This is a genomic window from Agrobacterium sp. LY4, from assembly GCF_001526585.1.
Classification (GTDB): domain Bacteria; phylum Pseudomonadota; class Alphaproteobacteria; order Rhizobiales; family Rhizobiaceae; genus Agrobacterium; species Agrobacterium leguminum.
In genome coordinates, this window is record NZ_ASYA01000001.1 from 277963 (window position 1) to 294954 (window position 16992).

A 16992-nucleotide genomic window follows, 5' to 3' on the forward strand; every position below is an offset into this window, starting at 1 on the left:
GCGGCATTTTGTCACTATTCTGTCGTCAATTAGTGATTTATGACAGGAAAATTCTTTGGTGGCGGAGCGATTCCCCATGGTTGCCGAAATCCTCAATCACGACATTTGTGAAAACAATGTTGTCATTAATCCTCGTCCCGAGGCAGCTCAGGACAATGAGGGTCTTTTCGGCCGTATCGGCACGCTGGAAACACGGCTCGCCAGAAATGAACGCGAGATCGATGCCGCGCAATCCGTGCGTTACCGGGTTTTCGTCGAGGAAATGAAGGCGCGGCTTCCCGCGGAAGCCATGCGCCGCAAGCGCGACATCGATGCCTGGGACAGCGTCTGCGACCATCTGCTCGTGCTCGACAAGGCGATCGAAGGCGACAGCGAAGACCAGATCGTCGGCACCTATCGCCTGCTGCGGCAGGAAATCGCGCTTGCCAATAACGGTTTTTATTCCGCCAGCGAATTCGACATCGCCGGTCTCGTTGCGCGCCATCCGGGCAAGCGCTTCATGGAGCTTGGCCGCTCCTGCGTGCTGCCCGAATATCGCACCAAGCGCACCGTCGAGCTTCTGTGGCAGGGCAACTGGGCCTATGCCGTGAAACACCGCATGGATGCCATGATCGGCTGCGCCTCCTTCCCCGGCGTGCAGCCGGAAGCCCACGCGCTTGCCCTGTCTTTCCTGCATCATAATTGCGTGGCCAAGGGCGAGTGGGAAGCGTCCGCCCTTCCCGAGCTTTATCATGAGATGGACCTCGTTCCGGCAGAGGCGCTCAACGCCCGCAAGGCGCTGAACGCCATGCCGCCGCTGATCAAGGGCTATATGCGCCTTGGCGCCATGTTTGGCTCCGGCGCGGTCGTGGACCATGCCTTCAATACCACAGACGTCCTCGTGGTCCTGCCGGTTTCGTCCATCGCCGGTCGTTACATCAGCTATTATGGCGGCGAGGCCGAGCGCATCAACGGCTGACCGGGTTTTGGCGCAGCCGGGCGGGATGTTCCTGTGGGCAGCGTCCCCGCGCGTGTTGTGTTGAGGTGGAGATTGCCGCTAGTGTCGGCGCTCCTTTTCCGCAACACGATATGACATCGGCAGGCCATTGACGGACGTTCTGACAACCGCTTCCCTGATCTCGGAAGAGAGCCGCGCGACGGCCACTCCGATGATGGAGCAATATATCGAGATCAAGGCGAACAATCCCGGTTCGCTGCTGTTCTACCGCATGGGCGATTTTTACGAATTGTTCTTCGACGATGCGGTCGAAGCCTCCCGCGCTCTCGGCATCACACTGACGAAACGCGGCCAGCATATGGGTCATGATATCCCCATGTGCGGCGTCCCCGTCCATGCGGCGGATGATTATCTCCAGAAACTCATCCTGCGCGGTTATCGCGTCGCCGTCTGCGAGCAGGTGGAAGATCCGGCGGAAGCCAAGAAGCGCGGTTCTAAATCCGTGGTCAAGCGTGATGTGGTGCGGCTTGTCACGCCCGGTACGCTGACCGAAGAAAAACTGCTGTCGCCGACGGAATCCAACTATCTGATGGCGCTTGCCCGCATTCGCGGCAGTGCCGAGGCGCAGTTCGCGCTGGCTTGGATCGATATTTCCACCGGCGTCTTTCGTCTGGCGGAGACAACGCTGACACGGCTGCTCGCCGATATATGGCGCATCGATCCGCGTGAGCTGATCGTTGCCGACAGCCTGTTCCATGACGAGGAACTGCGGCCGGTCTTCGATGTGCTTGGCCGCGTGGCGGTGCCGCAGCCGGCAATCCTCTTCGACAGCGCCACGGCGGAAGGGCGCATCGCCCGTTACTTCAACGTTTCGACACTGGATGGTTTCGGCACCTTTTCGCGGGTGGAAATGGCGGCCGCCGCCGCTGCCGTGGCCTATGTCGAGAAGACCCAGATCGCCGAGCGCCCGCCGCTCGGCGCACCGGAGCGCGAAAGTGCCGCCTCCACGCTTTTCATCGATCCCGCCACCCGCGCCAATCTGGAGCTTGTGAAGACGCTGTCCGGCGAGAGAGACGGATCGCTGCTGCATGCCCTGAACCGCACGGTAACAGGCGGCGGTGCGCGGCTTCTGGCCGAGCGGCTGATGTCGCCCTTGACCGACCCGGAAAGGATCAACGCACGCCTCGATGCCGTCGCCTATCTGATCGATGACGTTTCGCTCTGCGACGGCCTGCGTGATGCGCTGAAACAGGTTGCGGAAATGCCGCGTGCGCTCTCCCGCCTTGCGTTGGAGCGCGGTGGCCCGCGCGATCTCGGTGCCATCAGGCAGGGGCTGGCTTCGGCCGAAAGTATCGCCGCCATTCTCGACCAGGGATTGTTGCCGGACGAGCTGGCGGCGGCGCTCGCGGATTTGAAAGCCCTGCCGAGCGGTCTCGAAGCCATGCTCGGCTCGATGCTTGCCGACGATCTGCCGCTTCTGAAGCGTGATGGCGGTTTCCTGCGTGAAGGCGCCAATCCCGAACTCGACGAGGTGCGAGCGCTGCGCGATCAGTCGCGTCGGGTGATTGCCGGGTTGCAACTGAAATATGCCGACGAGACCGGCATCAAGTCGCTCAAGATCAAGCATAACAATGTGCTGGGTTATTTCATCGAGGTTACGGCGGGCAATGCCGATGTGATGATGGCGACGGACGAGGCCAAGGCGCGTTTCATCCACCGCCAGACCATGGCAGGCGCCATGCGCTTCACCACCACCGAGCTTGCCGATCTTGAAAGCCGCATCGCCAATGCCGCTGCGCAGGCTTTGACCATGGAACTGGAAGCCTTTGAGCGCATGGTCAAGGCTGTGGTGCAGCAGGCGGAAGCGATCAAGGCCGGTGCACTGGCGCTTGCTGTGATCGATGTCGCCTCGAGCCTTGCCTATCTCGCTACCGAACAGGCCTATTGCCGGCCGATCGTCGATGCTTCCATGACCTTTGCGATCAAGGGCGGGCGGCATCCGGTGGTGGAGCAGGCGTTGCGGCGGCAGTCTGCCGGACCATTCATCGCCAACAACTGCGATCTGTCGGCCGTCAACGGCGGCAAGAACGGTGCGATCTGGCTGCTGACCGGCCCGAATATGGGCGGTAAATCGACCTTCCTGCGCCAGAATGCGCTGATCGCCATCCTCGCGCAGATCGGCTCCTTCGTTCCGGCGGACGCCGCCCATATCGGCGTTGTCGACCGGCTGTTTTCCCGTGTCGGTGCCTCCGACGATCTGGCGCGCGGCCGCTCGACCTTCATGGTGGAAATGGTGGAAACCGCCGCCATTCTCAATCAGGCGACGGATCGCTCGCTGGTCATTCTGGACGAGATCGGCCGGGGCACGGCGACTTTTGACGGTCTTTCCATCGCCTGGGCGGCGGTAGAGCATCTGCACGAGGTCAATCGCTGCCGTGGTCTCTTCGCCACCCATTTCCACGAATTGACGGTGCTGTCGGAAAAACTCGGCCGCCTTTCCAATGCCACGATGCGGGTGAAGGAGTGGGAAGGTGACGTCATCTTCCTGCACGAAGTCGGACCGGGTGCTGCGGATCGTTCCTATGGCATTCAGGTGGCGCGGCTTGCGGGCTTGCCTGCCTCGGTGGTGGAGCGCGCCCGCGAGGTGCTGACGAAGCTTGAAGATGCCGACCGCAAGAACCCGGCCAGCCAGCTCATCGACGATCTGCCGCTGTTCCAGATCGCGGTTCGCCGCGAGGAAACCCGCAAGGCCGGACCGTCGAAGCTGGAGGAGGCCCTGAAAGGCTTCAACCCTGACGAAATGACGCCGCGAGAGGCATTGGACGCGCTCTATGCGTTGAAGAAAGAACTTGGCAAGGCTTGAAGGGATAGATTGCCTGTCCATCGCCTTTAAAACTCGCTATAGGACACTCCCATCGCAAGTGGTGGGATTTCCCACAGGACATGGATACCGGCATAGATGGCCATCAAGGACCTGGATTTTTCCGACATTCTCGATGTATCGGCGCTGAAGCGCGAATGCGACATCATCTTCAAGGAAGACGGCAAACGCATTGCCGATATTCGCTCCGATCTGCTGCCGATCTTTCGAAAGGCCAGCACGGAAGGCCGGGAAAAGGCCAGAGAACTGTTGAAAGCCGATGGCAGTGGCATCGATTGCGCCAGACGCATCTCCTGGCTTCAGGATCGGCTGATCGAAATCCTCTATGATCTCGCCTGCCAATATGTCTATCCGAAAGATACGCCGCAGATCGCGGTTGCCGCAGTCGGCGGTTATGGTCGTGGCACGCTGGCGCCGGGATCGGATATCGACCTCCTGTTCCTGCTGCCGGCCAAGAACACACCTGACATGCACAAGGCCGTGGAGTTCGTGCTCTACCTCCTCTGGGATCTCGGTTTCAAGGTCGGCCACGCCACCCGCACGGTGGATGAATGCATCCGCCTGTCCAAATCCGATATGACGATCCGCACCGCCATTCTGGAAGTGCGGGCGATCTGCGGTAAAAAATCCCTGACCGACGATCTCGAAAAACGCTTCGAGTCGGAAGTCGTCACCGGCACCGGCCCGGAATTCATCGCCGCAAAGCTCGCCGAGCGCGACCAGCGCCATCGCAAGGCGGGCGATACGCGTTATCTGGTGGAGCCCAACGTCAAGGAAGGCAAGGGCGGGTTGCGCGACCTGCACACGCTGTTCTGGATCGCCAAATATTATTATCACGTCCGCGATACGGCCGATCTGGTGAAGCTCGGCGTTCTGTCGCGGCGCGAACTCAGGCTGTTCGAAAAGGCCGATGATTTTCTCTGGGCCGTCCGTTGCCAGATGCATTTCATCACCAACAAGGCCGAAGAGCGCCTTTCCTTCGACATTCAGCGCGAAATCGCCGATGCGCTGGGGTATCAGCCGCGCCCGGGCCTTTCCGCCGTCGAACGCTTCATGAAGCATTATTTCCTCGTGGCGAAAGATGTGGGCGATCTGACCCGCATCGTCTGCGCTGCCCTTGAAGACCGGCAGGCGAAGGACGTGCCGGGTCTTTCCGGCGTCCTCAGCCGCTTCGCCCATCGTGTTCGCAAGATTCCCGGCTCGGTGGAATTCGTCGAGGATCGCGGCCGCATCGCGCTCGCCAAGCCGGACGTCTTCAAGAACGACCCGGTCAATCTGATCCGGCTGTTCCACATTGCCGATATCAACAATCTCGAACTGCATCCCGATGCGTTGCGTGTCGTCACCCGCTCGCTGTCGCTCATCAATGACGAGCTGCGGGAAAACGAAGAGGCAAACCGGCTTTTCCTGTCGATCCTGACCTCGCGGCGCGATCCAGCGCTGACGCTGCGCCGCATGAACGAGGCCGGCGTGCTCGGCAAGTTCATTCCCGAATTCGGCAAGATCGTCGCGATGATGCAGTTCAACATGTATCATCACTATACGGTGGACGAGCATTTGATCCGCTCCGTCGGCGTGCTGTCGGAAGTGGACAAGGGAACGGCCATCGATGCCCACCCGCTCGCCAACCAGCTGATGCCGAGCGTCGAGGAACGCGAGGCGCTTTATGTCGCCGTTCTGTTGCACGATGTGGCAAAGGGCCGGCAGGAAGACCACTCGATTGCCGGCGCGCGCGTGGCCCGCAAGCTCTGCCAGCGTTTTCGCCTGACCGGCAAGCAGACCGAAACGGTGGTCTGGCTGATCGAGCAGCATCTTCTGATGTCCATGGTCGCCCAGACGCGCGATCTGCACGACCGCAAGACCATCACCGATTTCGCCGACAAGGTGCAGTCCATGGAGCGGCTGAAGATGCTGCTCATCCTCACGGTCTGCGATATCCGCGCCGTTGGTCCGGGTGTCTGGAACGGCTGGAAGGGGCAGCTGCTGCGCTCGCTTTATTACGAGACCGAACTGCTGCTGTCGGGCGGCTTCTCGGAAGTCTCCCGCAAGGAGCGCGCACAGATCGCCCGGCAGGCGCTGTACGACGCACTCGACGACTGGGGCCAGAAGGCGCGGCGCAAATATACCAAGCTGCACTACGAGCCCTATCTGCTGACGGTCGCGCTGGAAGACCAGATACGCCACACCCGCTTCATCCGTGAGGCCGACAAGCAGGAAAAAGCGCTGTCGACCATGGTGCGCACCCATTCCTTTCATGCCATCACCGAAATTACTGTGCTGGCGCCCGACCATCCGCGCCTGCTGTCCATCATCACCGGCGCCTGTGCGGCGGCCGGCGCCAATATTGCCGATGCGCAGATTTTCACGACGTCCGATGGGCGGGCGCTGGATACGATCCTCATCAACCGCGAATTTCCGATCGATGAGGACGAGACGCGGCGCGGCAACAATGTCGGCAAGCTCATCGAGGAGGTTCTCTCCGGCAAGCAACGCCTGCCGGAAATGATCGCTACCCGCACCAAGAGCCGCAAGAAGAAAAGCGCCTTCACTATTCCGCCCTCCGTCATCATCTCCAACGGGCTGTCGAACAAGTTCACCGTCATCGAAGTGGAATGCCTCGACCGGCCGGGGCTTCTGGCTGACATGACGGCTGTGATCGCCGACCTGTCGCTCGATATTCACTCCGCCCGCATCACCACCTTCGGTGAAAAGGTCATCGATACCTTCTATGTGACTGATCTCTTCGGCCAGAAGGTGACGAACGACAACCGCCAGGCCAGCATCGCCACGCGCCTGAAGGCCGTGATGAGCGAGCAGGAAGACGAATTGCGAGACCGTATGCCGAACGGCATCATCGCCCATCCAGACGTGGCGGCCCTGCCGGCCGCGCGCACGGCAAAGGCTTGAGATTATGAGCCTGATCGGCAAGTTCGCCACCGTCGGCACCGCCACGCTCGGCAGCCGCATCTTCGGCTTCCTGCGCGAAACCCTGATGGCAGCCGCCGTCGGCACCGGCCCGGTGGCGGATGCCTTCAATGCCGCTTTCCGTTTCCCCAATACCTTTCGGCGGCTGTTTGCCGAAGGTGCGTTCAACTCGGCTTTCGTGCCGCTTTTTGCCAAGGAGATCGAGGCGAATGGCATGGAAGGCGCGAGGCGCTTTTCCGAGGAAGTCTTCGGCGTCCTGTTCACCGTGCTTCTGGCTTTGACGATCCTGATGGAACTGTCGATGCCGTTCATCGTGCGCACGGTGATCGCGCCGGGCTTTCTGGAAGACCCGGTGAAATTCGACAACACCGTCCATCTCGCAACCATCATGTTCCCCTATCTCGCCTGCATGTCTCTGGCGGCAATGATGGGCGGCATGCTGAACTCGCTGCATCGTTATTTCGCAGCGGCAATTGCTCCCGTTTTCCTCAACATCATCCTCATCGGCGTGCTCGCTTTGGCATGGTGGAAGAATTACGATCCGCTTCAGGTGGGTTATGCGCTCTCCTGGGGCGTGATGGCGGCGGGCCTGGTGCAGCTTGCCATCGTCTGGATCGCCGTGCGCAATGCCGGCATGCGCATCGGTTTCCGCAGGCCCCGGCTGACGAAGAATGTACAGCGCCTTCTGGTTCTTGCCCTGCCGGCAGCGATTACCGGCGGCATCACCCAGATCAATCTGCTGATCAACACCAATATCGCCTCTGCCGGCGAAGGCGTGATCTCGTCACTTGCCTATGCGGACCGCATTTACCAGCTCCCGCTCGGCGTCGTCGGCATAGCAGTGGCCACCGTGCTTCTGCCGGAACTGGCGCGGGCGTTGCGCGGCGGGCATATGGTGGAGGCCGGGAGCCTGCAGAACCGCTCGGTCGAGTTCGTGCTGTTCCTGACATTGCCGGCTGCCGCAGCACTTCTCGTCATGGCGGAGCCTATCGTTCGTTTTCTTTATGAACGTGGCAACTTCTCGCCTTCGGCCACCGTCACCGTCGCGCAAATCCTTGGCATTTATGGTCTAGGCCTGCCGGCTTTTGTGTTGATCAAGGCATTCATTCCCGGCTTTTTCGCCCGCGAGGATACCCGCACGCCAATGATCTTCGCGGCGATTTCCGTCGTCGTGAACGTCTCCCTGGCGCTGACACTGTTTCCGCGTCTTGGGGGCCCGGGCATCGCCATTGCCGAAATCACCGCCGGCTGGGTGAACGCCGCCCTGCTGTTTGGCATGCTCCTGTGGCGCGGTCACTGGCAGGTGGATATTCCGCTGCTCACCCGCATTCCGCGTTTGCTGCTGGCTGCGGCCTTGATGGCCGGTTTCGTGCACTATGCGCTGACCTATTTGACTTTCGAACTGTCTTCCGCCTCGTCCATTTTCGTGCGTGCGGGCACCATCATGGCTCTCGTCTTCGCGGCCATGCTGGTTTATTTTGTGCTCGCTTTCGTTTCCGGCGGTGCCGATATCGGCATGGTCAAGCGAGCCATCCGCAAGCGCGGCAAAAAGAACGTCGAAACGGAGGCGGGCTGATGTCCTTTGCCGAAAACCGCCGCATCGCGCTCGTCACGCTTGTCGTGGACGATTACGATCGGGCGAAGGCGTTTTATTGCGACATTCTCGGGTTCGAATGCCTTTCCGATCAGCCGCTTGGCGACGGCAAGCGGTGGCTGGTGGTGAAGCCGCAAGGAACCGATGGCGGCGGCCTGCTGCTTGCCGAGGCGGATGGTGAACCGCAGATGCTTGCCATCGGCAACCAGACCGGCGGGCGCGTCGGATTTTTCCTGCACACCGATAATTTCCAGCGCGATTACGAGACCATGCTCGCTCGTGGCGTGCGCTTTCTGGAAGAACCGCGCCACGAGGTTTACGGCTCCGTTGTGGTCTTTGCCGATCCTTATGGAAATCGCTGGGATCTTCTGGAACCGCGCGGCTGACATGCCCTGAAACCGCTTGATTGCTGGGGGCTGCGGGTGCATAAGCGCGCGTGCAATTCCAACCATGGGGCGGGGCCCTCCACAAGCCTTTTCGAGGACGACAATGAACGCATTCAAGCCGCTGGTTTTCTCGGGCGTCCAGCCGACCGGCAATCTGCATCTCGGTAATTATCTCGGCGCGATCCGCAAATTCGTGGCGCTGCAGGAAGATAACGACTGCATCTACTGCGTCGTCGATATGCATGCCATCACCGCCCAGCTCGTTCACTCGGACCTGAAGGCGCAGACCCGTTCGATTGCGGCCGCTTTCATCGCCGCGGGTATCGATCCCGTAAAACATATCGTCTTCAACCAGTCGGCCGTGCCGCAGCATGCGGAATTGGCATGGGTGTTCAACTGCGTGGCGCGCATCGGCTGGATGGAGCGCATGACGCAGTTCAAGGACAAGTCCGGCAAGAATGCCGAGCAGGTGTCGCTCGGCCTGCTGGCCTATCCGAGCCTGATGGCCGCCGACATCCTTGTCTATCGCGCCACGCATGTTCCCGTCGGTGATGACCAGAAGCAGCATCTGGAACTTGCCCGCGATATCGCCCAGAAATTCAATATCGATTTCGGCGATCATATCCGCAAGGCCGGCCTCGGCCTCGACATCACCGTGGGCGATGAGCCGGTGCATGCCTATTTCCCGATGGTGGAGCCGTTGATCGGCGGCCCGGCGCCGCGCGTGATGTCGCTCAAGGACGGCACCAAGAAAATGTCGAAGTCCGACCCTTCCGATCTGTCGCGCATCAACCTGATGGATGATGTCGACGCGATCTCGAAGAAGATCAAGAAGGCGAAGACCGACCCGGACGCGCTGCCGAGCGAAGTGGAAGGCCTGAAGGGTCGCCCCGAGGCCGAAAACCTCGTCGGCATCTATGCCGCGCTTTCCGACAGGACCAAGGCTGATGTTCTTTCCGAATTCGGCGGACAGCAGTTCTCGGCCTTCAAGCCGGCCCTCGTCGAGCTTGCGGTCAATGTTCTGGCCCCCGTCAACAACGAGATGCGCCGCCTTCTCGATGATCCGACCCATATCGACGCCATCCTCAAACAGGGCGGCGAGCGGGCACGCACCATTGCCGAAAAGACGATGAACGAGGTGCGCGACATCATCGGCTTCCTGCGCTGACAGGTCGCCGCTGCGCGAATGCGGCGGGCGGTTTGCGCCTGCCGTGATTTGATATAATCTCCGCCCGAACCGTCGGGCGGTTTCTCGGATCACGGCGGACCTAAGGGAGTGCGGAATGGTTTCAAAACGGCTGTCGCGTCTGGAAGGGCATCGTCGCAAATTTCTCGCTGTTATCGATGACACACCGGAATGCGAAAGGGCCGTGCACTATGCCGGTCGTCGCGCCAAGAACTCCAATGGCGGGCTGGTGCTGCTCTACATGATCCCGGAAGGCGATTTCCAGCAATGGCTGGGTGTCGAACAGATCATGCGGGCCGAGGCGCGTGAGGAGGCGGAAGCCACGCTTGCCAAGATCGCCCAGAAGGTGCGCGAGACCATCGGCATCGAGCCGGAAGCGGTGATCCGCGAAGGCAGCGCCACCGAGCAGATCCACGGGCTGATCGAGGAAGACCGCGATATAGCCATTCTGGTGCTCGCGGCTGGCTCGACGAAGGAAGGGCCGGGACCGCTCGTCTCCTCCATCGCCGGGCGAGGGGCGGCTTTCCCCATTCCTGTCACCGTGCTGCCGGATACATTGTCGGATGAGGAAATCGACGCTCTCTGCTGATCCGGGTCCCGGACAAGATTTAGGGGCTGACGATTTCTTGAATGTAATTATCATGTCAGGGCTTGAAGTGAAGCTTCGCCGGGCGTATTTTTTGGAAAAGTTCTAAATTGCGGGGCGTGAACGGCGACCTCGAAGGAGACAGACGATGTTCATTCAGACGGAAGCCACGCCGAACCCCACGACGTTGAAGTTCCTGCCGGGCAAAGTGGTGCTGGAAAGCGGTACGGCTGAGTTTCTCAACCCGTCGCAGGCGCAGGCTTCGCCACTGGCGGAACGCCTCTTCACCATTCCGGGCGTGACCGGCGTTTATTTCGGTTTCGATTTCATCACCGTCACCAAGGACGGCGCGGAATGGCAGCACCTGAAGCCTGCTATTCTGGGCTCGATCATGGAGCACTTCATGTCTGGCCGCCCGATCATGGGCACGGCTGTTGCGGCCGAAGTGTCGGATGAGGAGGGCGAATTCTTCGAAGAGGGTGACGAAACCATCGTCGCCACCATCAAGGAGTTGCTGGATACCCGCGTCCGCCCCGCCGTGGCGCAGGATGGCGGCGACATCACCTTCCGCGGTTTCCGCGATGGTACCGTGTTCCTGAACATGAAGGGCGCCTGCTCGGGTTGCCCGTCCTCCACCGCCACGCTGAAGCATGGCGTTCAGAATCTGCTTCGCCATTTCGTGCCGGAAGTGCGCGAAGTCGAAGCGGTATAAAAGCGCAAGCCAGGCCACCATGATTGTTCTCGCACTCGACACCTCAGGTGTGGATTGTTCCGCCTGCGTTTATGACAGCGCCTCCGACAGGGTGCTCGGCGAGGTATGCGAAACGATTGGCAAGGGCCATGCCGAAAGGTTGATGGCGGTGATCGACGGTGCTCTGGAGCAGGCGCAACTCTCGCTCCAGAATGTCGGGCGTATCGCCGTGACCATCGGGCCGGGGTCTTTCACCGGTATCCGCGTCGGGGTCGCCGCCGCGCGCGGCTTTGCCCTGTCGCTCGGCGTCGAGGCCGTGGGCGTCACCACGCTTGAAACGCTGGCGCTTCATCATCTGCTTGCAAATCCCGGCCGGCCCGTGGCCGTCGCGCTGGATGCCAAACGCGGCGAAGCCTATCTGCAGACATTCGGTGCGGATGGATCGCCGCTGCGCGATGCCGCGCTTCTGTCTCTGGACGACGCCAAAACGGTCACGACCGGTTTCGACGGCGCCGTTATCGGTTCAGCCGCGCCGCTTTTGGCGGGGCTGGAGGCGGGTTCGGGACCGGATCACTTCCCGATTGCCTCGGTCGCGCGTGCTGCTGCGCGCAAGCCGGCTGGCCAGCCGAAACCCGCGCCGCTCTATCTGCGCGGGCCGGATGCCCGGCCACAGACCGGTTTTGCGCTGGCACGTCAGGGCGTTGCCTGATAGGGCATTCGTCAGCCTGTGCGAATGATTCCTGTGATGCCCGATTCCTGTTATGTTTGACGACTATCTGACCTGGAAGCCCTATTTCGAGATCGTGCCGATGCAGCATGAGGATTGCGCCGCGGTGGCGGAGCTGCATGCGCTGCGCTTTCCGCGCCCTTGGAACGACGGGGAGTTTTCCGGACTGCTGACGCAAGGGTCGGTTTTCGGTGCTGTCGCACGCCAGACCAACGCCTTTTTCAGCAAGCCGCTCGGCGGTTTCGTGCTGGCGCGGGAAGTGGCGGGCGAGGCGGAAATCCTGACCGTTGCCGTGGCCGACAAGTTTGCACGCGCCGGTCTCGGCTGGCGTCTGATGCAGTCGGCCATCCGCGAGGCGATGATGCGCGGCGCCGAAACCATGTTTCTTGAGGTGGATAATAATAATGCCTCTGCGCTGGGGCTTTACAGGAAGCTCGGCTTCAAAACCGTCGCGGAACGCAAGGCCTATTACACCGCAAAGGATGGAACGAAGTCGACGGCGCTTGTCATGCGCCGCGATCTTCGCTAGTTCCCTGCGACAGGCATTTTTTCGGCGAAAGCCGCAAACCGGAATTCTCAAAAGGCCAGAAGACGTGACAGACCTTTCGAAAACGCTGGAGGAGCTTTGTGCCGAACGCGGCATGCGGATGACGGATCAACGCCGTGTCATCGCCCGCGTCCTTCAGGAGTCAGCCGACCATCCCGATGTCGAGGAGCTTTACCGCCGCTCCTCCGCCGTGGATCCGCGTATCTCGATTTCCACCGTCTACAGAACGGTGAAGCTGTTCGAGGATGCCGGCATCATCGAGCGTCACGATTTTCGCGACGGCCGCTCGCGCTATGAGACCGTGCCCGAGGAGCATCACGATCACCTGATCGACCTGAAGAACGGCGTGGTCATCGAATTTCATTCGGCCGAGATCGAGGCCCTTCAGGAAAAGATCGCTAGGGAACACGGCTTCAAGCTCGTGGATCACCGGCTGGAACTTTACGGCGTGCCGTTGAAGCCCGGCGAACACTGAGACGCCGGTGAACAAGCGGGCGTTTTTCTCATGATGTGGCTGCGGACAGCCTATATTGCGGTCGTTCTGCTGATCGTCACGCTCGTCTTGCTGCCGCTTCAACTGCTGGGCCTTGCCTTCGACTGGCGGCTTCGCCGTCGCATTCCCCGCCTCTGGCACCGCATCGCCTGCCATGTTCTCGGCATCCGCGTGCATGTGCATGGCGATGTGGAGCGGGCGAAACCGCTGATGCTGGCGGTCAATCACGCCTCGTGGAAGGACATTCTGGTTTTGGGCAGCATTGCCGACGTGGTGTTCATCGCCAAGACTGAGGTGCGGGACTGGCCGGTTTTCGGCTGGCTCGCCCGCTTGCAGAAAAGCATCTTCGTTCAGCGTGAGCAGAAACGCAGCACCGGCGCGCAGGTGAGCGAGATCGCCAGCCGCATGGCCGATGGCGAGATCGTCGTTTTGTTTCCGGAAGGCACCACTTCGGACGGCAACCGCATGCTTGCCGTCAAATCCTCGCTGTTCGGTGCGGCCTCCACCGCCGCTGAACAGGTTCCGGGCAAACTGGTTTATGTACAGCCGGTCGCCATCGCCTATACTAGGGTGCAGGGCATGGCCATGGGGCGTTACCATCGTGTCATCGCCGCCTGGCCGGGCAGCATCACGCTCGTGCCGCATCTGCTCGGCATCATCAGGGCCGGCGCCATCGATGTCGATGTGACATTCGGTGACAGCATTCCGTTTCACAGCACGGATAACCGCAAGCGCCTGGCGACCGATATCGCCGCCTCCATCCGCTCCATGCTGGCCTTCAGCCTGCGCGGCGGCTGGCGGAATTAGCGAGATCGTAGCTTTTCCGGCATTTTTCTGTTTAATCTGGTGGTGAAAAACACTAGATAGCCGCCATGACCCAGGAAACGCTTGGCCTTGACGCCCCACCCATGATCGCCCGCGAGGGTTCGAACAGCCGGAAGGTCTTCATCAAGACCTACGGCTGTCAGATGAATGTCTACGATTCCGTCCGTATGAGCGATGCGCTGGCGAAGGACGGTTACGTTCAGACGGAGGATATGGGCGAGGCGGATCTGGTTCTGCTGAACACCTGTCATATCCGCGAAAAGGCGGCTGAAAAGGTCTATTCGGCGCTTGGCCGCCTGCGCGATATGAAAAAATCGCGCGAAGAGCAGGGCCGCGAATTCATGATTGGCGTTGCCGGATGCGTTGCGCAGGCGGAAGGCGAGGAAATCCTTCGCCGTGCGCCCGCCGTCGATGTCGTCATCGGCCCACAGACCTATCATCGCCTGCCAGATGCCCTGAAGCGGGTGCGCGGCGGCGAGCGTGTCATCGAAACCGAATATGCGGTCGAAGACAAGTTCGAGCATCTGCCGGTGGCCGAAAAGGCGACGCTGCGCACGCGCGGCGTGACCGCGTTTCTGACGGTGCAGGAAGGTTGCGACAAGTTCTGTACCTTCTGTGTCGTGCCCTATACGCGCGGTTCGGAAGTTTCCCGCCCCGTGCGCCAGATCGTCGATGAGGCGATGAAGCTCGTCGATGCCGGCGTGCGCGAGATCACACTGCTCGGCCAGAACGTCAATGCCTGGCAGGGCGAAGGCCCGAAGGGCGAGAAATGGGGTTTGGCCGAACTGCTTTACCGGTTGGCGGAAATTCCCGGCCTCGCACGGCTTCGCTACACCACCAGCCATCCGCGCGACATGGACGAGCGCCTGATCGGCGCGCATCGCGATCTGCGCATCCTGATGCCCTATCTGCATCTGCCGGTGCAGTCCGGTTCGGACCGCATTCTGAAAGCGATGAACCGTCGCCATACGGGTGAGGAATATATCCAGCTTATCGAAAAAATCCGCGCCGCCCGCCCTGATATTGCCATGTCGGGAGACTTTATTGTCGGTTTCCCCGGTGAGACGGATCGCGATTTCGAAGATACGATGGCGATGGTCGAGACGGTGAAGTATGCGCAGGCCTTCTCGTTCAAATATTCCACCCGCCCCGGCACGCCGGGAGCCGATCTTACCGATCAGGTTGTGGAAGAGGTGAAGGCGGAGCGACTGGAAAGATTGCAGGCCCTGTTGCTGCGGCAGCAGAAGGAATTTGCGGAATCGCTGGTCGGAAAAACCATGGATGTGCTGCTGGAAAAGCCCGGCCGCATGCCTGAGCAGTTGATAGGTCGCTCTCCATGGCTGCAATCCGTGAATCTTGATGCAAAGACTTTGAAAATCGGTGACATTGTTAATGTACGAATCACCGCAACGGGTCCAAACAGCTTGTTTGCCGAGGTGGCAGGGAGTTAGAGTGAGGAGCCGACACTGATTGGGACAGGAGCCTGACCGCTTGAACGCACACGAATTGGTATCAAATTCATCGCGCCAGCCACGCCAAGCCGCGACCGACGCCAATCACTTCGTCCTCACGTTCGAGAATAACAGGATAGCGGGCGAGCTATTCGGTCAGTTCGATCAGAACCTGAAGCTTCTGGAACAGCGCCTCAATATCGACGCTCGCCCGCGCGGCAATTCCGTCGCCATCACCGGCGATGTCGTTGCCACCAATCAGGCCCGTCGGGCGCTGGATTTCCTTTATGAACGGCTGCTCAAGGGCGGAACCGCCGAGGTCTCCGATGTCGAAGGCGCGATCCGCATGGCCATGGCCGCAGACGACCAGCTGACCTTGCCGACGATGGAACGCAAGGCGAAGATTTCCATGGCGCAGATTTCCACCCGCAAGAAGACCATCGCTGCCCGCACGCCGACACAGGACGTCTACATGCGGGCACTGGAGCAATCCGAACTGGTTTTCGGTGTCGGCCCCGCCGGTACCGGCAAGACCTATCTTGCCGTCGCTCATGCGGCGCAGCTTCTGGAACGTGGAGCGGTTGACCGCATCATCCTGTCGCGTCCCGCCGTCGAAGCGGGTGAGCGTCTGGGCTTCCTGCCGGGCGACATGAAGGAAAAGGTCGATCCTTATCTGCGCCCGCTTTATGACGCGCTTTATGACATGATGCCGGGCGACAAGGTGGAGCGCGCCATTCAGGCGGGCGTCATCGAAATCGCGCCGCTGGCGTTCATGCGCGGCCGCACACTGGCCAATGCCGCCGTCATTCTGGACGAAGCCCAGAATACCACGACCATGCAGATGAAGATGTTCCTGACCCGCCTTGGCGAGAACGGCCGGATGATCGTGACGGGTGACCCGAGCCAGGTGGATTTGCCACGCGGCGTGAAATCCGGTCTTGTCGAGGCTCTGCAAATCCTTGGCGATGTGGAAGGTGTGTCCGTCGTGCGCTTCAAGGATGTCGATGTCGTTCGTCATCCGATGGTGGCGCGTATCGTCCGGGCTTACGAATCCCACACGGCCGTGCCGGATGAAAGCCTCGTGAAGGGCAGCTGACGTAAAGACAATGACAGCTCTGGATATTCAAATCAGCGTCGAGGCCGAAGGCTGGTCCTCGGAAGAGGACTTGGCTGCCTTTGCCACCAGGGTGCTGGATGCAGCGGTCGATTTCCTGAAGCGGGAAGAGGACCAACCCTTCCCGAAAATGCCGGTGGAACTGTCGCTGGTCTTCACCGACGACGAAAATATTCGCGAAATCAACGCTGAGTGGCGCGACAAGGACAAGGCAACCAATGTCCTGTCTTTCCCGGCTTTTCCGCTGGAGCCGGGCGGAATGCCGGGCCCCATGCTGGGCGATATCGTCATCGCGCGCGAGACGGTTGAACGCGAGGCCCTTGAACTTGAGAAGAGTTTCGGGGATCATCTGACCCATCTGCTCGTTCATGGGTTCCTGCATTTGTTCGGTTATGACCATATGGACGAGGAAGAGGCGGAAGAAATGGAGTCGCTTGAGACTCGCATTTTGGCGGTGCTTGGCCTATCTGATCCTTACGCGGGTCAGGAACCGCTTTAAATATTGTCTGGAGCCATGAACGAACATCTGCACGACCTGCCAGTGAGGGCAGAGAAAACGGCGAGCAGTCCTCTTCGGAGGAGGGCAGTAGTCACTTACGTCAAGACTTCACTGCAAAGCCGAGATCGACGATCTGGTCGCGCATCGCGC

General features: G+C 60.5%; 15 protein-coding genes. All 15 read left to right on the forward strand.

The window, feature by feature from the left end; all coding sequences use genetic code 11:
* The first annotated feature begins 76 nt into the window (after window positions 1-76).
* On the forward strand, window positions 77-958 hold the full coding sequence (locus L904_RS01395) for a GNAT family N-acetyltransferase (RefSeq protein WP_003520073.1): 882 nt from the start codon (window positions 77-79) through the stop codon (window positions 956-958).
* Window positions 959-1085: 127 nt separating this feature from the next.
* Window positions 1086-3800 carry a DNA mismatch repair protein MutS gene (gene mutS / locus L904_RS01400; protein WP_035260844.1) on the forward strand — a complete coding sequence of 905 codons (2715 nt, stop codon included), beginning with the start codon at window positions 1086-1088 and terminating at the stop codon, window positions 3798-3800.
* Between the two features lie 96 nt (window positions 3801-3896).
* Complete coding sequence (locus tag L904_RS01405; RefSeq protein ID WP_035260846.1) at window positions 3897-6725, forward strand: [protein-PII] uridylyltransferase; 2829 nt, start codon at window positions 3897-3899, stop codon at window positions 6723-6725.
* Between the two features lie 4 nt (window positions 6726-6729).
* A complete protein-coding gene (gene murJ, locus L904_RS01410) occupies window positions 6730-8319 on the forward strand; it encodes a murein biosynthesis integral membrane protein MurJ (RefSeq protein WP_020812433.1) in 1590 nt (529 codons plus the stop codon).
* Complete coding sequence (locus L904_RS01415) at window positions 8319-8723, forward strand: VOC family protein (RefSeq protein ID WP_020812434.1); 405 nt, start codon at window positions 8319-8321, stop codon at window positions 8721-8723. The genes murJ and L904_RS01415 overlap by 1 nt, the downstream gene beginning before the upstream one ends.
* A gap of 103 nt (window positions 8724-8826) precedes the next feature.
* The gene (gene trpS / locus L904_RS01420) at window positions 8827-9891 is read left to right on the forward strand and encodes a tryptophan--tRNA ligase (protein WP_020812435.1); all 1065 of its coding nucleotides are present in this window, start codon (window positions 8827-8829) and stop codon (window positions 9889-9891) included.
* 115 nt (window positions 9892-10006) lie between these two features.
* Window positions 10007-10498 carry a universal stress protein gene (locus tag L904_RS01425; RefSeq protein ID WP_003503758.1) on the forward strand — a complete coding sequence of 164 codons (492 nt, stop codon included), beginning with the start codon at window positions 10007-10009 and terminating at the stop codon, window positions 10496-10498.
* Window positions 10499-10643: 145 nt separating this feature from the next.
* Entirely contained in the window at window positions 10644-11207 is a 564-nt protein-coding gene (locus tag L904_RS01430; protein ID WP_020812436.1) for a NifU family protein, read from the forward strand.
* Between the two features lie 19 nt (window positions 11208-11226).
* Entirely contained in the window at window positions 11227-11895 is a 669-nt protein-coding gene (gene tsaB / locus L904_RS01435) for a tRNA (adenosine(37)-N6)-threonylcarbamoyltransferase complex dimerization subunit type 1 TsaB (RefSeq protein ID WP_020812437.1), read from the forward strand.
* 52 nt (window positions 11896-11947) lie between these two features.
* Entirely contained in the window at window positions 11948-12442 is a 495-nt protein-coding gene (locus L904_RS01440; protein WP_020812438.1) for a GNAT family N-acetyltransferase, read from the forward strand.
* Between the two features lie 64 nt (window positions 12443-12506).
* On the forward strand, window positions 12507-12935 hold the full coding sequence (locus tag L904_RS01445; protein WP_003503749.1) for a Fur family transcriptional regulator: 429 nt from the start codon (window positions 12507-12509) through the stop codon (window positions 12933-12935).
* 30 nt (window positions 12936-12965) lie between these two features.
* The gene (locus L904_RS01450) at window positions 12966-13760 is read left to right on the forward strand and encodes a 1-acyl-sn-glycerol-3-phosphate acyltransferase (RefSeq protein WP_020812439.1); all 795 of its coding nucleotides are present in this window, start codon (window positions 12966-12968) and stop codon (window positions 13758-13760) included.
* Between the two features lie 65 nt (window positions 13761-13825).
* Window positions 13826-15229: a tRNA (N6-isopentenyl adenosine(37)-C2)-methylthiotransferase MiaB gene (gene miaB, locus L904_RS01455; protein ID WP_020812440.1), complete on the forward strand. Its 1404-nt coding sequence runs from the start codon at window positions 13826-13828 to the stop codon at window positions 15227-15229.
* A gap of 40 nt (window positions 15230-15269) precedes the next feature.
* A complete protein-coding gene (locus L904_RS01460; protein ID WP_020812441.1) occupies window positions 15270-16325 on the forward strand; it encodes a PhoH family protein in 1056 nt (351 codons plus the stop codon).
* 10 nt (window positions 16326-16335) lie between these two features.
* Window positions 16336-16842, forward strand: a complete 507-nt coding sequence (ybeY, locus tag L904_RS01465; RefSeq protein WP_020812442.1) for an rRNA maturation RNase YbeY — start codon at window positions 16336-16338, stop codon at window positions 16840-16842.
* Window positions 16843-16992: the final 150 nt, after the last annotated feature.

What these genes read in the sequence shown, in the direction of transcription:
- ybeY (WP_020812442.1), top strand. Translation starts at nt 16,336, where the DNA reads ATGACAGCTCTGGATATTCAAATCAGCGTCGAGGCCGAAGGCTGGTCC.
- L904_RS01425 (WP_003503758.1), top strand. Translation starts at nt 10,007, where the DNA reads ATGGTTTCAAAACGGCTGTCGCGTCTGGAAGGGCATCGTCGCAAATTT.
- trpS (WP_020812435.1), top strand. Translation starts at nt 8,827, where the DNA reads ATGAACGCATTCAAGCCGCTGGTTTTCTCGGGCGTCCAGCCGACCGGC.
- L904_RS01450 (WP_020812439.1), top strand. Translation starts at nt 12,966, where the DNA reads ATGATGTGGCTGCGGACAGCCTATATTGCGGTCGTTCTGCTGATCGTC.
- L904_RS01405 (WP_035260846.1), top strand. Translation starts at nt 3,897, where the DNA reads ATGGCCATCAAGGACCTGGATTTTTCCGACATTCTCGATGTATCGGCG.
- L904_RS01440 (WP_020812438.1), top strand. Translation starts at nt 11,948, where the DNA reads ATGTTTGACGACTATCTGACCTGGAAGCCCTATTTCGAGATCGTGCCG.
- L904_RS01415 (WP_020812434.1), top strand. Translation starts at nt 8,319, where the DNA reads ATGTCCTTTGCCGAAAACCGCCGCATCGCGCTCGTCACGCTTGTCGTG.
- murJ (WP_020812433.1), top strand. Translation starts at nt 6,730, where the DNA reads ATGAGCCTGATCGGCAAGTTCGCCACCGTCGGCACCGCCACGCTCGGC.
- L904_RS01395 (WP_003520073.1), top strand. Translation starts at nt 77, where the DNA reads ATGGTTGCCGAAATCCTCAATCACGACATTTGTGAAAACAATGTTGTC.
- L904_RS01430 (WP_020812436.1), top strand. Translation starts at nt 10,644, where the DNA reads ATGTTCATTCAGACGGAAGCCACGCCGAACCCCACGACGTTGAAGTTC.
- miaB (WP_020812440.1), top strand. Translation starts at nt 13,826, where the DNA reads ATGACCCAGGAAACGCTTGGCCTTGACGCCCCACCCATGATCGCCCGC.
- tsaB (WP_020812437.1), top strand. Translation starts at nt 11,227, where the DNA reads ATGATTGTTCTCGCACTCGACACCTCAGGTGTGGATTGTTCCGCCTGC.